13 protein-coding genes are annotated in these 15,970 nt (G+C 71.7%); 8 read left to right on the plus strand and 5 right to left on the minus strand.

What is annotated here, in order from left to right:
- Positions 1-216 precede the first annotated feature (216 nt).
- The 4 genes from KM427_RS15400 to KM427_RS15415 all read left to right on the plus strand — a co-directional run bounded on the left by KM427_RS15400 (position 217) and on the right by KM427_RS15415 (position 4,415).
- A complete protein-coding gene (locus tag KM427_RS15400; protein ID WP_252274550.1) occupies positions 217-1,239 on the plus strand; it encodes a LacI family DNA-binding transcriptional regulator in 1,023 nt (340 codons plus the stop codon).
- Positions 1,240-1,300: 61 nt separating this feature from the next.
- Positions 1,301-1,501 carry a hypothetical protein gene (locus KM427_RS15405; protein ID WP_183594207.1) on the plus strand — a complete coding sequence of 67 codons (201 nt, stop codon included), beginning with the start codon at positions 1,301-1,303 and terminating at the stop codon, positions 1,499-1,501.
- A gap of 161 nt (positions 1,502-1,662) precedes the next feature.
- Entirely contained in the window at positions 1,663-3,837 is a 2,175-nt protein-coding gene (locus KM427_RS15410; protein ID WP_502887159.1) for a YfaP family protein, read from the plus strand.
- A complete protein-coding gene (locus tag KM427_RS15415) occupies positions 3,837-4,415 on the plus strand; it encodes a hypothetical protein (RefSeq protein ID WP_215524431.1) in 579 nt (192 codons plus the stop codon). Before KM427_RS15410 ends, KM427_RS15415 begins: the two co-directional genes overlap by 1 nt.
- Positions 4,416-4,572: 157 nt before the next feature.
- Here the strand turns inward: KM427_RS15415 and KM427_RS15420 are convergent, their stop codons facing one another.
- The 3 genes from KM427_RS15420 to KM427_RS15430 all read right to left on the minus strand — a co-directional run bounded on the left by KM427_RS15420 (position 4,573) and on the right by KM427_RS15430 (position 8,792).
- A complete protein-coding gene (locus KM427_RS15420) occupies positions 4,573-6,552 on the minus strand; it encodes a sensor histidine kinase (RefSeq protein ID WP_215524432.1) in 1,980 nt (659 codons plus the stop codon).
- A gap of 124 nt (positions 6,553-6,676) precedes the next feature.
- Positions 6,677-7,777: a potassium channel family protein gene (locus KM427_RS15425; protein ID WP_183594203.1), complete on the minus strand. Its 1,101-nt coding sequence runs from the start codon at positions 7,775-7,777 to the stop codon at positions 6,677-6,679.
- A gap of 10 nt (positions 7,778-7,787) precedes the next feature.
- Positions 7,788-8,792: a YihY/virulence factor BrkB family protein gene (locus KM427_RS15430; RefSeq protein WP_183594202.1), complete on the minus strand. Its 1,005-nt coding sequence runs from the start codon at positions 8,790-8,792 to the stop codon at positions 7,788-7,790.
- Positions 8,793-8,809: 17 nt separating this feature from the next.
- Between KM427_RS15430 and KM427_RS15435 the strand changes: the two genes are divergently transcribed.
- Positions 8,810-10,453, plus strand: a complete 1,644-nt coding sequence (locus KM427_RS15435) for an acyl-CoA dehydrogenase family protein (protein WP_215524433.1) — start codon at positions 8,810-8,812, stop codon at positions 10,451-10,453.
- A 168-nt stretch (positions 10,454-10,621) separates the two neighbouring features.
- Here the strand turns inward: KM427_RS15435 and KM427_RS15440 are convergent, their stop codons facing one another.
- On the minus strand, positions 10,622-11,164 hold the full coding sequence (locus tag KM427_RS15440) for a Uma2 family endonuclease (RefSeq protein WP_215524434.1): 543 nt from the start codon (positions 11,162-11,164) through the stop codon (positions 10,622-10,624).
- 150 nt (positions 11,165-11,314) lie between these two features.
- A complete protein-coding gene (locus KM427_RS15445) occupies positions 11,315-12,763 on the minus strand; it encodes a glycine hydroxymethyltransferase (protein ID WP_215524435.1) in 1,449 nt (482 codons plus the stop codon).
- 400 nt (positions 12,764-13,163) lie between these two features.
- On the opposite strand from KM427_RS15445, the gene KM427_RS15450 reads away from it, so the two are divergent.
- The 3 genes from KM427_RS15450 to KM427_RS15460 are packed head-to-tail and all read left to right on the plus strand — an operon-like array spanning position 13,164 to position 15,877.
- Complete coding sequence (locus KM427_RS15450; protein ID WP_215524436.1) at positions 13,164-14,888, plus strand: nitrite/sulfite reductase; 1,725 nt, start codon at positions 13,164-13,166, stop codon at positions 14,886-14,888.
- A 51-nt stretch (positions 14,889-14,939) separates the two neighbouring features.
- Positions 14,940-15,134: a hypothetical protein gene (locus KM427_RS15455; protein WP_183594197.1), complete on the plus strand. Its 195-nt coding sequence runs from the start codon at positions 14,940-14,942 to the stop codon at positions 15,132-15,134.
- The gene (locus KM427_RS15460) at positions 15,131-15,877 is read left to right on the plus strand and encodes a phosphoadenylyl-sulfate reductase (RefSeq protein WP_183594196.1); all 747 of its coding nucleotides are present in this window, start codon (positions 15,131-15,133) and stop codon (positions 15,875-15,877) included. The genes KM427_RS15455 and KM427_RS15460 overlap by 4 nt, the downstream gene beginning before the upstream one ends.
- The last annotated feature ends 93 nt before the right edge of the window (positions 15,878-15,970 follow it).

Below are 15,970 nucleotides of genomic sequence, written 5' to 3' on the forward strand. Positions count from 1 at the left end.
TCCGTGATGGTCGAGTCGGACTGCAAACGCTTGCAGCGTGGTGCTTCTCAAGCCGGTTGTCAAGCCCTGTACTCCCGAGCCCCTGACGGCTGCAATCGAATGCAGAGTAGGCTACTATTGCTGACATGGAGCGCGACCCGGCGGATACCCGCGACGCACCCGGCGCCGGCCGGCGGCCGCGACGCACCCACACCGGTGGGCCCTAGGATCCGTGCTGTGCCGAATCCGACCCTGCGAGACGTGGCCGACGCCGCCGGCGTGCACCCGGCCACCGCCTCCCGTGCACTGAACGCCAACACCAGGGCGCTGGTCAACGCGGAGACGGCCCGCCGCGTGCTGCGGGTGGCCGAGCAGCTCGGCTACCGCCCCAACCCGATCGCGCGCGGGCTGAAGACCGCGAAGTCGGCCACCATCGGGCTGGTCATCCCCGACCTCACCAACCCACTCTTCCCGCCGATCGTCCGCGGTGTCGAGGACGCCCTCGAGGAGGCCGGCTACACCGCGCTGATCGTCAACACCGACGGCGACCCGGAACGGGAGCGGACGCTCGTCGAGTCGCTCCGATCGCGCCAGGTCGAAGGCCTGGTCATCGCCACCGCACTGGTCCACCATCCCCTGCTCGAGGAGCTGCAGCGCAGCGACATTCCGATGGTGATGGTGAACCGGCGCGCCGAAGGGATCGAGGCGCCGTACGTCGGGCCCGACGACGCGGCGGGCATCGAGCTCGCCGTCCGGCATCTCGCGCAGCTCGGCCATCGGCGGATCGCCCACGTGGCCGGCCCGGCCACCACCTCCACCGGCGTCGCCCGGGCACGCGCGTTCGGCGGAGCGGTGCGCGAGCTCGGGCTGGACCACGGACCCGAGCTGATGGTCACCTGCACGCAGTGGACCGAGGGCGCCGGCGCCGCCGGCCTGCGCCAACTGCTCGACGGCACCGAGGGCGTCACCGCGGTGGTCGCCGGCAACGACCTGATCGCCCTCGGCTGCTACGACGTGTGCGCCGAGCGCCGGATCGACTGTCCCGACGAGCTGAGCATCGTGGGATTCAACGACATGCCGTTCCTGGACAAGCTGCGCCCGCCTCTCACCACGGTCTCGGTGCCGAACACCCAGATCGGGACCGACGCGGCCCGCCTGCTCCTCGAGGCGCTCCACGGCACCGACCGCTCGGCCCGGTCGGTGCTGCTGCCCACGTCCCTGGTCGAGCGGGGCTCCACGGCGCCGCCCGGCGGGCGCTGACCGACCGGACCGATACCGGGCGGGAGGTGTCGCGGGTGGTCCGGACGGGTATCCCCCCGTCATGGACGCCCAGTTCCTCAGCTGCGAGGTCACCCGGTGCCCCGCGTGCGGGCGGCGGTCGATGGTGGTGACCTACGAGGGCCTTGCCGACCCGGCGCGGCCCGACGAGGCCGCGGTCTGGATGCCCACGCACGGCGCCTGCGAGCACGGCTGCGACACCCGCGGGCACCTGCTGCCGGGCCTCTCGACCGAAGCCGCCTGACGACCCGCCCGCGCCCGCCGCGACCGCACCGGCCGAGGTGGGGCACCCGGTCTGGAGAAACCGCCCGGAGGCGCCCCTGCCGTCGCTAGCATGCGGCGGGTCCACAGCCGTGGACGACGCACAACGGGGGAATTCACGTGTCTCGTCTCACTCGTTCCTTGGTGGTCGCCGCCACGACGCTGGCGCTCGCCGCCGGTCCGCTCGGCGGGACAGGGGAAGCCAGCGCCGCTCCAGCATCCTCGGGCTCGGCGGCCTCGGGCTCGGCGAGCGCGGAGCAGGCGGCCAAGCCGCGCCGCGCGAAGGTCACCGTCGTCCTCACGACTCCGCGGGGAGTCCCGGCCAGCGTGCGGCTGGTCGGCAAGACCAGGACCGTCGTACGCAAGACCGCGGCGGGCACCTCCGCGAAGGTCCGGACCAGGCTGGCGCCGGGCCGATACCGGGTCAAGGTCGACGACGTCGTGCTCAAGGGCGTCACGTACGCCGCGGCGCCGCACCGCTCGAGGATCAGGGTCTCGGCCCACGGCCGGACCGGACCGCTGCGGATCAAGCTCCGCAAGGTCCGCTCGCTCGGGCTCACGACGACCTCCCTCTCCGCCGAGTCGGTCGGGCTGACCTGGCGCGCGTCCGGCAAGGCGAAGGTGGTGCTGCGTCGCGCCGCGGGCAGCGTGGCCCCACGGAGCAGGCACGCCGGCAAGCGGGTCGGCGTTCGCAAGAACCGGGCGACCGATCACCTGACCCCGGGCGCGACCTACAGCTACGCGCTGTTCGCCAAGCGGAAGCACGGGGGCTGGGTCCGTGACGCCGTCACCGTCGGCGTGCCCACGGCCGACGGGTCGACGCCGTCGTACTCCCTGGCACCCGCGGCGGTGCTCGGCAGCGACCGAGACACCGTCACGGTGTCGGGTGGCGTGGCGAGTGTCCGGCTGGCACCCGGCCGGCCGACGCCGCCGGTCGGCGCCGGCTTCGTGCTGCCCCCGTCGGCGGCCCTGCCCGGCGGATTCCTCGGCACCGTCGCCTCCGTCTCGGCCGACGGGCGCAGCGTCGCCCTGTCCCCCGGCGGGCTCGCGGACGTCTTCGCCAGCCTCGACCTCCAGCGCGCGATCACCGAGGAGCCGATCGAGCTCTCCGCCGTCACGGATCCCGCCGTCGCGCGAGCGCGGGTCGCGTCGTACAACGCCGCCCTCGCCCAGCAGCCCAGCGGCAAGGACGGTCAGCGCCAGCGGCTGCAACGCCGGGAGTCGTGCCTCCAGACCTCACTCTCCCACCAACTGTCGGCGCTCCGGCCGATCCTGCGGCCGAAGGGGCACTGGAACTCGGGGATCAAGGACAAGTGGGGCATCCCCTACGCGGCCACGTTCGACTTCAGCGTCGCGCTGGAGACCGGGGTCCAGATGGATCTCGAGACCGAGTTCTCGGTCGCCTGCGCGCTGCCGCTGACGAAGGTGGTCAAGCAGCTGTCGGCCTACCCGGTGCCGATCACCATGGTGCTGGAGCCCACCGTCGAGGTCAGCGTCTCCGGCGCGGTCAAGCTGCACGACGTCCAGGCGACGATCACCAACGGCTTCTGGGCCAAGGGACAGATCGGTCTCGGCCCCGCCTTCGCCAGCGGCCCGATCAACGACGGGCGAGTCACGGCGCCCACGATGATCGGCCCCAGCGGTGCCGTGACGGTCAAGCTCGGCGGCTCCCTGACCATCGGCCCGGGCGTCGGGACCGACCTTGCGGGGGCCGTCGCCGGCGTGAACGGCTACTTCAACCCGCTCGTCAGCGAGCTGAAGGTCATCGGCGCGGCCTCCCCCACCAACCCCGCGGGATGCGTGAGCTTCCAGTCCCGCCTGGAGGTCGGGGCGGGCCTGGAGGCCAAGGCGTGGGCGGGCAAGTTCACCTGGTCCGCCAGCTGGCACCCCGACGCCCTCAACTACACGCACAACTGGCACGACCCGTGGTACTTCCCCACCGACTGCGAGAAGGAGCCCATCGCCGGCACCGGTGACGTTCAGGCCACGCTGACCTGGAACAGCGCCGCGGACCTCGACCTGCACGTCACCGACCCGTCGGGCGAGGAGATCTACTACGGGCACGAGACGTCGGAGTCCGGCGGCGCGCTCGACCTCGACGCCAACGCGGGCTGCGAGACGGTGCTGGTGCGCCCGACCGAGAACGTCTACTGGCCGGCGGGCCAGGCGCCCAGCGGCGACTACACGATCCAGGTCGTCAACTGGAGCTCCTGCGACGACCCGGACCTCAGCTGGCACCTGATCGTCAGGGTCAACGGCATCGTGGTGCTCGACCAGAGGGGCAGCGACACCTCGGACGCCTACGTCGTCACCCGCTGATGGCGCGGACCGCGCCCGGTCCTGCGCAGGTTCCGGGGTACGCCGAGGCGCGGTCGCGTGGCCTGCTGCCGCGCGTCGCCACCCGGCCGCCGGAGCCGCTGCCGGGGACTCCGGCGGGCACCCTGATGGCGCGCTGGACCAGCGTCACCATCGGTGGTTTCGCCGCCTTCGTCACCCTGGGCGTCGTCGCCGGCAAGGCGGGCGTGACCGCCACCGCGGCGTGGCTGGCCATCGCCGCCGGCGGGAGCGGGTTCCTCGTCACGCTGTGGTGGCTGCTCGGCAGGGTCGGCGACCGGTTCGTGGCCGAGATCGGCGCGGGCTACACGACGCTGGTCCTCGACGAGGGCACCTTCTGGATGGCCTCCCTGCGGCCGTGGCGCAACGGGGCGATCCGGGTGCGATGGGACTGCTCGGGGACCTGGGTCTGCGACCGCCGGTCCGGGCTCCCGGTCGCGACACCGGACCTCACCGTGCTGCCTCCGGGCAGCTACCCCTCACCGCACCGCGCCGACCGGTGGGAGCTGTGGAGCGGCCGGATGTGGACCGGCAACTTCCGCTCGCCACCGACCGCCGCCTGACGAGCTGCTGGCCTGGACACCGGCGGCCGCACCCGGTCCCCTCCCCCGAGACGGGAGGACCGGTGCGGCCACCGGAGCGCGATCAGCATGCTGCCCGGCGACGCGCACCGGCTCACCCGTAGGGATGAAACTCCGCGCGGGTGAGGCGCCCGGAGCGTCAGGCCTCGTACGCCGGGAGGGTGAACCGGAACACCGAGCCCTGGCCGGCCGGGTTGGGCACCGCCTGGATGGTTCCGCCGTGGCGGATCACGATCCGCCGCACGATCGAGAGCCCGAGCCCGCTGCCTTCGTACTCGCGGTAGTGCGCCCGGTGGAACTCGTCGAAGACCTTCTCCCGGTCCTGCTCCGGAATGCCGATGCCGTGGTCGACCACCTCGACGGTGACCAGGCGGGCATCGCTGCGACAGCCCTGGACGACGATCTTGGGCTCCTCGCCCGGCGCGACGTACTTGATCGCGTTGCCGATCAGGTTGTCGAGCACCTGTCGGACCAGGACCGGGTCCGCGAGCACCGGCGGCACCGGCTCGGCGCTCACCTGGCCGCTCGCGTGCCGGGCGGCGGCGACCTCGGTCGCCAGCGCGGTCACCTCGACCCGGCTGACGTCCAGGTCGCGAGAGCTGCTGGTCGCATGGGCCAGGAGGTCACGGATCAGCTCTCGCATCCGCCGCGACGAGGACCGCACGCGGGAGACGAACTCGCGAGCGAGCTGGGTGTCCAGCTCACCGGCGTCCAGCTCGTCGGCGATCATCTCGGTCCATCCGTCGATGGCGGCCAGCGGGTTGCGCAGGTCGTGCGCGACCACGCCCGCGAACGCCGCGAGCTCCTCGCGGTGGGCGTGCTCGGTCGTCGTGTCGCGCAGCAGCAGCAGTGCACGCGCCCGGTGCTGCACCTCGTCGCGGGGCAGCGGGATCGCCGAGATCGTCAGCACCCGCTCGCCGACGTCCGCGACCCGGACCAGGACCAGCTCGGACTCGACGGTCTCGCCGCGCAGCGCACGGGAGGTCGGGCGCTCGTCCTCGGCCAGCTCCTGGCCGTCGAGGGTCCAGCTGCTCAGCGCGAACTGGGACTCGGTGTCGAGCTCGTCGCCCAGGCCCAGGATCCGGGCGGCGGCCGGGTTGTGCACCAGCAGGTCGCCGGCCTCGTCGACGACCAGGACCCCCTCGATCATCGAGCCGATCACGGCCGCGCGCATGCTCACCTCGTATCCCGCCTCCTCCTGCGCCTGACGCAGGTCGGTGGCGAGCGCCTGGCGCTCGTCGCGACCGGTGGCGATCGCCAGACCGGTGAGGGCGATCGTGGCGACGTAGAACTGGGCGATCATGAAACCGAGGTCGGTGTCGGCGACGTTCGCGAACGGGCCGATGTCGTTGAGCGTCAGCAGGCCCGTCACCAGGCCCACGACGCAGGAGTGCGCGGCGCTCAGCAGCGTCGAGAAGCGGGCGCCGAACCACACGCTCGCCGCCAGCAGCGGGAAGGCCAGCGGCAGCTCGACCAGGCTGAAGGCCAGCCCGTACGTCGTGATCGTGAAGAGCACGGCGACCAGGAGCTCGAGCTGCCCCCCGTCCGCTCCGCGCAGCGACGGCCGCGGCGGCGGGCTGGTGACCCGGTAGCCGATCAGGATGGCGAGGGCGACCACGACCAGCGCGCTCGCGAAGTTGCGGCCGGTCCAGAGCCCGCTCGCGACGGGGTCGAAGCTGCCGTCCACGCCGGGCAGGAGGACGATCGCGGCGGTGGCCAGCGTCGTACCGATGAGCGTCGCGACGCCCAGCGCGGCGCCCAGCCGGGCGACGTCGCGCGGTCGGGCGATCGGGCGGTCCCCGCCGCACCCCCACAGGTCGCCGCACCAGCGCCGCAGGAGCATGACCGCGGCCCAGGACTGCGCGAAGTTCGCCACCGCGAAGGCCGCCGCCAGCTCGGTCTCGCCGCCGGCGACCAGGTTGGCGGCGAAGGCGGCCGCGAGCAGCAGGACGCTGTCGATCGACACCACGGTGGCGCCGCGGACCATCAGCCAGACGATCGGGAGTCCGCCCGCCGGCCACAGCCCGTTGAACCCCGACCCGAAGAGCTCGATCCGGTGCGTGATCAGCGCCGAGCACGTGAAGAGCAGGGCGAAGCCGACAGCTGCAGCGAGGCCCACGTATGCACGCGGCCTCGTTCGGACGTTCGGCGTTGCGCCGACCCCAGGGCCCCCACCCACGCTCAGAAGGCTAGCCGGAGCGAGCCGTCGTCGCGGGAATCTCGGGAATTGGACGGGGGCAGCCTCAGGCGTCGTCGGTCGCGAAGTCCTCGTTGTGGGTGCCCGGGCGCGGCGCCCACGGCAGCTCCCGCGCCGGGCGTACGACGACGAGACGGTCGCCCCGGGCCAGCTGGGTGACGACCGGGTCGAAGTACCGGTAGACCTTCTCGTCGCGGACCACGGCGATCACCTGGTCGGGCAGCGTCTGCGGCTGCTTGCCCACCTCGGAGACGATCAGCTCGCGCTCAGCGACCTCGAGGCCCTCGCCGTAGGTGAGCAGGTCCTCCATGACCGTGCCCAGCGTCGGCGACAGCGAGGACAGGCCGAGCAGCCGGCCGACCGCGTCCGACGAGGTGATCACGGAGTTGGCGCCGGACTGGCGCATCAGCGGGACGTTCGCCTGCTCGCGCACCGCGGCGACGATCCACACCTCGGGGTTGAGCTGGCGCACGGTGAGCGTGGCGAGGACGTTGGAGTCGTCGCGGTTGGTCGTGATGATCACCTGCTCGGCCTCGCTGACACCGGCACGGCGCAGCACCTCGCGGCGGGTGGCGTCCCCGGTGACGACCGCCAGCCCGTCGGCGTGCGCATCCTGCAGCGCCTCGGCCCCGGGGTCGACCACGACGATCGACTCCCGGTCCAGGCCGTTGTTGACCAGGGTGTCGACCGCGGCACGGCCCTTGGTGCCGTAGCCGATGACGACCACGTGGGATGTCATGCGCTTCCTCCAGCGGGCGGCTCGGAACATCTCGCGGCCCTGCGAGGCGAGCACCTCGAGGGTGGTGCCGATCAGCAGGACCAGGAAGGCGATGCGGAGCGGGGTGACGACGAACGCGTTGATCATGCGGGCGTGTGCCTCCGCCGGGGTGATGTCGCCGTACCCGGTCGTGCTCAGCGTGACGGTCGTGTAGTAGATCGAGTCGACCAGGTCGACCTCGCCGGTCGGGTCGTTGCCGTCGACGTAGGCGTGCCGGTCGAGGTAGACGATCAACACCGTGCCGACGAGGATCGCCACCGCCATCAGCAGCCGTCGACCGAGCTCCCACCACGGCGAGCGGGTGCTCGCCGGCAGGGACAGCTTCCCCAGGCTGTGGCCCTGGGTGATGTCGCTGGAGTCGTCGGCCACGGCGCTGAATCTAGTCCGTGTCGGGTCGCGAGCCGATGCGACGCAGCCGTTGCACGAGCTCCGATCTCGCGAGCATGGTCGAGGACTGCGGGAAGACGCTGTCGAACGCCGCGTTGACGGCCGCGCCGATCAGCACCGCGATCGAGACCAGGTAGAGCCACAGCAGCACCGCGATCGGCGCCGCCAGCGGCCCGTAGATCGAGCGCGAGTCGGCCGCGGTGACCGTGAGGAACCAGCGCAGCAGGTAGGAGCCGACGATCCAGCAGAACAGCGTGAACGTCGCGCCCGGCAGGTTGAAGCTCCAGTTGGTCCGCACGGGGACGGACACGTGGTAGAGCGTCGCGAGGAAGCAGATGCTGATCAGCACGACGACCGGCCAGTAGAAGGCCATCAGGAAGTCGAGGCGCTGGGGCAGCCAGTGCTCGACCAGATCGGGGCCGGCGACCACGAGCGGCACCATGAAGACGGCCAGCACCATCGCCAGCACGTAGAGCACGAAGGACAGCGCGCGGGCCCGGACGATCCCGCGGTGCCCACCGAGCCCGTGCATGATCGTGATGGTGTCGACGAAGACGTGCAGGGCCCGTGAGCCCGACCACAGCGCGAGCACGAAACCGAGCGAGATGACGTCGAAGCGGCCGCCCTCGAGCACGTCGTCGATCGTCGGCTCGATGATCTTGTGCACCGCGCCCTGGGTCAGGGCCTGCTCGGACAGGTCGATGACCGCGGCCCGCACGTCGGCGACCTGGGCCGGGCTGAACTGGTCGGTGACGAAGCCGATCGCGCCCGCCATCGCGAAGATGAGCGGCGGCACCGAGAGCACGGCGAAGAAGGCCGCCTCCGCGGCCAGGCCGGTCACCCGGTAGCGCAGACACGACCCCACCGTGGCGACGACGAGGCGCCAGACCACGGCGCGGGCCCGCCGCAGCCGATCGGCGACCGCGGCGCCGACGGACGGCTCCGGGGTGCCCGAGGACGCGCGCTGCTGCGTCTGGGCACGCTCCGCGGGGGGCATGGACCTACCGTAGACACATGGGTTCCGACATCCGGGTAGCCACGAACCAGGCGCCGCCGCTGGTTGGTCACAACATCGTCACGGGCGATGCCTCGCTGGTCGAGGCCGTCACCCGCCACGCGGACGCCGGGGTGGTCGATGACCTGGCCCCGATCGGCGCGCTGGCCGGCACGGCCGAGGCGCGGGAGCACGGGATGCTCGCGAACGAGTTCCACCCGCGGCTCACGCCGTACGACCGCTACGGCCACCGGATCGACGAGGTGGAGTTCCACCCGTCGTGGCACTGGCTGATGGACCGGGCGGTCTCCCAGGGCCTCGCGGCGGCGGCGTGGGAGTCGGATGAGCCGCACGCGCACGTGCGCCGGGCGGCCGGCTTCATGGCGTGGTCGCACACCGAGCCCGGCCACGGCTGCCCCGTCTCGATGACGTACGCCGCCGTGCCGGCCCTGCGCGCCGACGACGCGATCGCGAAGGAGTGGACGCCGCTGCTGGCGTCGCTGCGCTACGACCCCGGCGTCCGGCTCGCCTCCGAGAAGCTCGGCGCCCTGGCCGGGATGGGCATGACCGAGAAGCAGGGCGGCTCCGACGTCCGCGCCAACGTCACCGAGGCGCGGCGTACCTCCGTGGAGGGCGAGTACACCCTGCACGGCCACAAGTGGTTCACCTCGGCCCCGATGAACGACGTGTTCCTCGTGCTCGCCCAGGCGCCGGGCGGCGTGACCTGCTTCGTCGTGCCCCGGGTGCTCCCCGACGGCACCCGCAACCGGCTCGACGTCGTCCGCCTCAAGGACAAGCTCGGCAACCGGTCGAACGCGTCGTCGGAGCTCGAGCTCGACGGCACCGTCGCGCGTCGGCTCGGCGACGAGGGCCGCGGGGTCCGCACGATCATCGAGATGGTCGCGGCGACCCGGCTCGACTGCGTGCTCGGCTCGACCTCGCTGATGCGGCGCGCGGTCAACGAGGCGACCTGGCACGCGGCGCATCGGTCGGCGTTCGGCGGCCCGCTGATCGAGAAGCCGCTGATGCAGAACGTGCTGGCCGACCTCGCGGTCGAGGCCGAGGCCGCGACCGCGCTGGCGATCCGGCTCGCGGCCGCCGTCGACGGCCTCCAGGACCCGCACGAGGCGGCGCTGCGGCGCATCGCCCTGCCGCTGTCGAAGTTCTGGGTCTGCAAGCGCACGCCCGCCCTGGTGGCCGAGGCGCTGGAGTGCCTCGGCGGCAACGGGTACGTCGAGGAGTCCGGCCTGCCGCTGCTCTACCGCGAGGCGCCGCTGAACTCGGTCTGGGAGGGCTCCGGCAACGTCAACGCGCTCGACGTGCTGCGCGCCCTGGGCCGCGAGCCCGAGGTGCTCGACGCCTGGATCACCGAGGTCGGCCGGGCCCGCGGCGGCGACGCCCGGCTCGACCGCACCATCGAGGACACGCTGGGCCTGATCGGCTCGCTGCTGGGCGAGCCCGCCTCGCTCGAGGTCAACGCCCGTCGGCTGGCGATGCGGATGGCGCTGTGCCTCCAGGGGTCGCTGCTGGTCCGCTACGCCCCCGCCGCGGTCGCCGACGTCTTCTGCGCGTCGCGCCTGGGCACGGCGTACGACGGCGTCTTCGGCACCCTCGACGGCGGCGACCTGCGGGCGATCGTGGAGCGCGCGACGCCGGTGGTGTGAGGCCCCGCTGGAATAGTCCGTCACGTTTCGGTTGCCCCGATGGCTCCATCGGGAGAACCTCACCCTTGGACGACCTCGGCGACCGGTGAGCGATCGGCGCCGACCGTCGTGGAGGCGACCGGACCGCGGGTTTTCGCCTCACCAACGCCGCGAGCTGGGGCTGAGTCGTCAGCCCCGCAACGTCGCGATCTCGAAAGCGATCTCGAGCGGGGTGTCGACCGCCACTCGTTCGCCCTCGCCCCAGGACCCGAGTTCGGCGTACACGTCTCCGCCGGCAGGCAGCGTCATCGCCGTCAGCCGCAGCTCAGGGTCGGTCTCGACGATCCAGTAGCCGGGGATACCGGCCCGTGCGTACTGCGCCCGCTTCGTGATGTGGTCGGTGGTCACCGAGGACGGCGACACCACCTCGACGACCAGCAGCGCGTCGCCCGGCCCGATCGACGGTGCAGTCATCGCGTCGAACCCCTCGCGCAACACCAGGGTGTCGGGGATCCGGTAGTTCACGGCCGAGAACGTGACCCCGCCCCCGGCGAGCACGCGTGCATGCCCGAAGCGGCCAGCCAGCAGGACGAGCAGCCCGGAGCCGATCACCTCGTGCCGGGGGGACGGTGCCGGGCTCACGACGAGTGCACCGTCGACGATCTCGTACCAGCCCTCCTCCGGGAGGTCGTCCACCGTCCAGGGCCCCGCGTGGGGGAACAACTGGGACATGACTCACCTCCAACATCGAGTGTCACACGCGTCCAGAGCACCGGTCCATGCTGGCGGCATCGTCGCCAGCACGCACCCGACGCGAGCGAGGCCTGTGGAGAATCCCGTCAGGCAAGGTCGAACGCCACGCGGGGTAGCTCGCTTCGCTCGCTACGCGAGGTTCAGACCTGGGTAGAGCGGGTGCTTGTCGAGCAGGTCGGCCGCGGCGCCCTTGACCTTGTCGGCCACGCCGTCGCCGAGTGCGTACGACGCCTTCGACCGCTTGCCGTCCTTGGTGGTGCCGGGCTCGGTGTTCTGGAGCACCTGGACGATCAGGTCGGCGACGGCGTCGAACTCGTCGTGACCGAAGCCACGCGTGGTCAGCGCCGGGGTGCCGAGGCGGATGCCGGAGGTGTACCAGGCCCCGTTGGGGTCCTGGGGCACCGAGTTGCGGTTGGTGACGACGCCCGCGTCGAGCAGCGCCGACTCGGCCTGGCGACCGGTGAGGCCGAACGACGACACGTCGAGCAGCACGATGTGGTTGTCGGTGCCGCCGGTGACCAGCGTGGCGTCACGGGTCAGGAAGCCCTCGGCGAGCGACTTGGCGTTGTCGGCCACCTGCTGGGCGTAGGTCCGGAACGACGGCTGACGCGCCTCGGCCAGCGCGACCGCCTTCGCGGCCATCACGTGCGAGAGCGGCCCGCCGAGCACCATCGGGCAGCCGCGGTCGACGTCGGCGGCGTACTCCTCCTGCGCCAGCACCATGCCACCGCGCGGGCCACGCAGGGACTTGTGGGTGGTCGTGGTGGTGATGTGGGCGTGCGGCACCGGGTCCTCGTCGCCGGTGAACACCTTGCCGGCGACCAGGCCGGCGAAGTGCGCCATGTCGACCATCAGCGTCGCGCCGACCTCGTCGGCGATCTCGCGCATCTTGGCGAAGTTCACCCGGCGCGGGTACGCCGAGTAGCCGGCCACCAGCACGAGCGGCTTGAACTCGCGCGCCTTCGCGGCGACGGCGTCGTAGTCGAGCAGCCCGGTCTCGGGGTCGGTGCCGTACTGCTGCTGGTGGAACATCTTGCCGCTGATGTTCGGGCGGAAGCCGTGGGTGAGGTGCCCACCGGCGTCGAGCGACATGCCGAGCAGGCGCTGGTTGCCGAGCTCGTGGCGCAGCCGCTCCCAGTCCTCCTCGGTGAGCTCGTTGACGTTCTTGGCGCCGAGCTTGGCCAGCGCGGGCGTCTCGACGCGGTGGGCCAGGATCGACCAGAAGGCCACCAGGTTCGCGTCGATGCCGGAGTGCGGCTGGGCATAGGCGTACGGCGCGCCGAAGAGCTCGCGCGCGTGCTCGGCCGCGAGGGCCTCGACGGTGTCGACGTTCTGGCAGCCGGCGTAGAACCGGTGGCCGACCGTGCCCTCGGCGTACTTGTCGCTGAGCCAGGTGCCCATGGTGAGCAGCACGGCGGGCGAGGCGTAGTTCTCGCTCGCGATCAGCTTGAGCGAACCTCGCTGGTCGGTGAGCTCCTGCCGGGTCGCGTCGGCGATCCGCGGCTCGACCGAGGCGATCACCTCGAGGGCCTGCTGGTACGCGCTGCTGGTCAGGGCGGAGGTCCGGTCGTCACTCATGGCCGAAGCCTAGATGCGTCGGGCCCTCCGGATCGAGAAGGATTGCGAGCGTGGCCGGCGCGATGTGACGTGGGACGCACCTGCGGTCCCGCTGCCACGGGAAGCAACCCCGGTGCGTATCAGATTCTGGACTCCCGTCTCGAAACATGAGATTTCGACTTGTGGGATGAGCGTCCGGACCGTGAGACTCCGGGACATGATCTCTGCTGCCACGCACGCCTACCTCGTGGTTCGACGCCACGTGGACTTCGGGCGCACGCGCAGCATGATGTGTTGGCATTCCTGACCAGCCGCCCACCAGCAGCCCCGCGCAGCTGACCTCACCGGACGTCCGGAGCCCCGACGACGTGGCCCGCCCGGTTCGAGTGTCGCTCGCCATCCTCGTCAAGGAACGCCCCCGATGACCGATCTCCGCTACACCGCCAGCCGCCCCGAGCACACCGAGATCCCCCGCCCCAAGCGCGGCGAGGGCCAGTGGGCGCTCGGCTACAGCGAGCCGCTGAACAAGAACGAGCAGTCCAAGAAGGACGACAACCCGCTCAACGTCCGCGACCGGATCCTCTACACGTACTCCAAGCGCGGCTTCGACTCGATCGATCCGGCCGACCTGCGCGGGCGGTTCCGGTGGATGGGCCTCTACACCCAGCGCCGGCCTGGGATCGACGGCGGCAAGACCGCGGTGCTCGGCGAGGAGCAGCTCGACGACCGCTACTTCATGATGCGGGTCCGCTCGGACGGCAAGCTGCTGAGCGCCGACGCGCTGCGCACGCTGGGCGGCATCTCGACCGACTTCGCCCGCGACACCGCCGACATCACCGACCGGCAGAACATCCAGTACCACTGGATCGACATCGTCGACGTGCCCGAGATCTGGGACCGGCTCGCGGCCGTCGGCCTGGACACGCTCGAGGCGTGCGGTGACTGCCCTCGTGGCTTCCTCGGCTCCCCCGTGGCCGGCGTCGCGAAGGACGAGCTGATCGACGGCACGCCCGCGCTCGAGGAGATCCGCCGCCGCTACATCGGCAACCCCGACTACGCGAACCTGCCGCGCAAGTTCAAGACCTCGATCTCCGGCCACCCCAGCCTCGACGGCGCACCGGAGATCAACGACGTCTCCTTCGTCGGCACCGTGCACCCCGAGCTCGGCCCGGGCTTCGACCTGTGGGTCGGCGGTGGCCTCTCCACCAACCCGATGCTGGCCCAGCGGATGGGCGTGTGGATCCCGGTCGACGAGGTCGCCGACGCCTGGGAGGGCGTCATCGGCATCTTCCGCGACTACGGGTACCGGCGCCTGCGGTCGCGGGCGCGCCTGAAGTTCCTGGTCGCCGACTGGGGCGTCGAGAAGGTCCGCGAGGTCCTCGAGAACGAGTACCTCGGCAAGCGGCTGGTCAGCAGCCCGTCGCCCGAGTACGCCACCCGCAACGGCGACCACATCGGCGTGCACGAGCAGAAGGACGGCAACTTCTACATCGGCGCCACCCCGACGGTCGGCCGCATCAACGGCGCCGCCCTCACCGAGCTGGGCAACCTCGTGGAGCGGTACGGCGCCGCCGGCGCGCGGTTCACGGCGTACCAGAAGGTCGTCGTGCTCGGCGTGGCCCCGGACCGCGTCGACGCGCTGGTGGCCGACCTCGACGCGATCGGCTTCTCGGCGCGGCCGTCGACCTGGCGCCGGTCGACGATGGCGTGCACCGGCATCGAGTTCTGCAAGCTCGCGATCGTCGACACCAAGCAGCGCGCCATCGACCTGGTCGACGAGCTGGAGCGGCGCTTCCCGGACCTGGACACGCCGATCAGCGTCAACGTGAACGGCTGCCCCAACGCCTGCGCCCGCACCCAGATCGCCGACATCGGCCTCAAGGGGCAGCTCGTCCTGCACGAGGGCGAGCAGGTCGAGGGCTTCCAGGTGCACCTCGGCGGCGGCATCGGACTGCACAACACGATCGGGAAGAAGCTCCGCGCCCACAAGGTCACCAGCGCGGGCCTGGACGACTACGTCACCGCGATCGTGACGAACTACCTGGCCGACCGGTCGGACGCCACGGAGAGCTTCGCGCAGTGGGTGGTCCGGGCCGACGAGGAGCTGCTGCGCGGCGAGAAGGCACTGGCGGCGGTCGCACCATGAGAACACCCCACCAGAACACTCGCTTCGCTCGGTTCCGGCGGGGACCCCGACATGACTGAGCGCGCCGTCCCCTTCCACTGCCCGTACTGCGGGGAGGAGGACCTGCGCCCGCACGAGGTCGTCTCCGAGACCGGCGAGGTCTCCTCACCGCACGGCACCTGGGAGTGCCGCGGCTGCCTGCGCGCCTTCCGGCTGACCATGCTCGGGCTCGTCGACCCCTCCGGCTCTCGCGGGGGCGCGTCATGACGGCCGCGACCACGATCACCGCGCGCAACAACCGCGGGACCACGACCGACGGGCGCACCCCGGAGGAGCTGCGCGAGCTGGTGTCCCACTGGGGCGCCGAGCTCGAACTGGCCCCGGCGGAGCACATCATCGAGTGGGCGGTCGCGACGTTCGGCGGGCGCTTCTGCGTGACCTCCTCGATGGCCGACGCCGTGCTCGCCGACATCACCTCGAAGGTCGCTCCGGGCGTCGATGTGGTCTTCCTCGACACGGGCTACCACTTCGTCGAGACCATCGGCACCCGCGACGCGGTCCAGGCGACGCTGCCGGTCAACCTGCTCACGATCACCCCCGTGCAGTCGGTCGCCGAGCAGGACGCGGCGTACGGCAAGGACCTGTACAAGACCGACCCCGACCTGTGCTGCAAGCTCCGCAAGGTACAGCCGCTGGCCGACGCCCTCGCCGGGTACGACGCCTGGGCGACGGGGCTGCGCCGCGCCGAGACGCACAACCGGGTGATCGCGCCGGTGATCGGCTGGGACGCCAAGAAGCAGAAGGTCAAGGTCTCCCCCCTGGCCCGGTGGAGCGACGAGCAGGTGGACCGCTACATCGCCGAGAACGGCGTCCTGGTAAACCCGCTCGCGTACGACGGCTACCCCTCGATCGGATGCTGGCCCTGCACGCGCCGCGTCGCGCCGGGCGAGGACCCGCGCAGCGGCCGCTGGGCCGGCACCAACAAGACCGAGTGCGGGATCCACTCATGATTTCGAGACGGTCGCAGAACGACCTCCTCAATCCGAGGATCCCCACTCCGCAGGCCGGCAGCGTGGCCGTCCCTGCACTCGACAGGCAGATCC

The organism is Nocardioides sp. LMS-CY (genome assembly GCF_018732145.1).
Taxonomy (GTDB): Bacteria; Actinomycetota; Actinomycetes; order Propionibacteriales; family Nocardioidaceae; genus Nocardioides; species Nocardioides soli.

What these genes read in the sequence shown, in the direction of transcription:
- KM427_RS15405 (WP_183594207.1), top strand. Translation starts at nt 1,301, where the DNA reads ATGGACGCCCAGTTCCTCAGCTGCGAGGTCACCCGGTGCCCCGCGTGC.
- KM427_RS15415 (WP_215524431.1), top strand. Translation starts at nt 3,837, where the DNA reads ATGGCGCGGACCGCGCCCGGTCCTGCGCAGGTTCCGGGGTACGCCGAG.
- KM427_RS15430 (WP_183594202.1), bottom strand. Translation starts at nt 8,792, where the DNA reads ATGCCCCCCGCGGAGCGTGCCCAGACGCAGCAGCGCGCGTCCTCGGGC.
- KM427_RS15435 (WP_215524433.1), top strand. Translation starts at nt 8,810, where the DNA reads ATGGGTTCCGACATCCGGGTAGCCACGAACCAGGCGCCGCCGCTGGTT.
- KM427_RS15440 (WP_215524434.1), bottom strand. Translation starts at nt 11,164, where the DNA reads ATGTCCCAGTTGTTCCCCCACGCGGGGCCCTGGACGGTGGACGACCTC.
- KM427_RS15445 (WP_215524435.1), bottom strand. Translation starts at nt 12,763, where the DNA reads ATGAGTGACGACCGGACCTCCGCCCTGACCAGCAGCGCGTACCAGCAG.
- KM427_RS15450 (WP_215524436.1), top strand. Translation starts at nt 13,164, where the DNA reads ATGACCGATCTCCGCTACACCGCCAGCCGCCCCGAGCACACCGAGATC.
- KM427_RS15455 (WP_183594197.1), top strand. Translation starts at nt 14,940, where the DNA reads ATGACTGAGCGCGCCGTCCCCTTCCACTGCCCGTACTGCGGGGAGGAG.
- KM427_RS15460 (WP_183594196.1), top strand. Translation starts at nt 15,131, where the DNA reads ATGACGGCCGCGACCACGATCACCGCGCGCAACAACCGCGGGACCACG.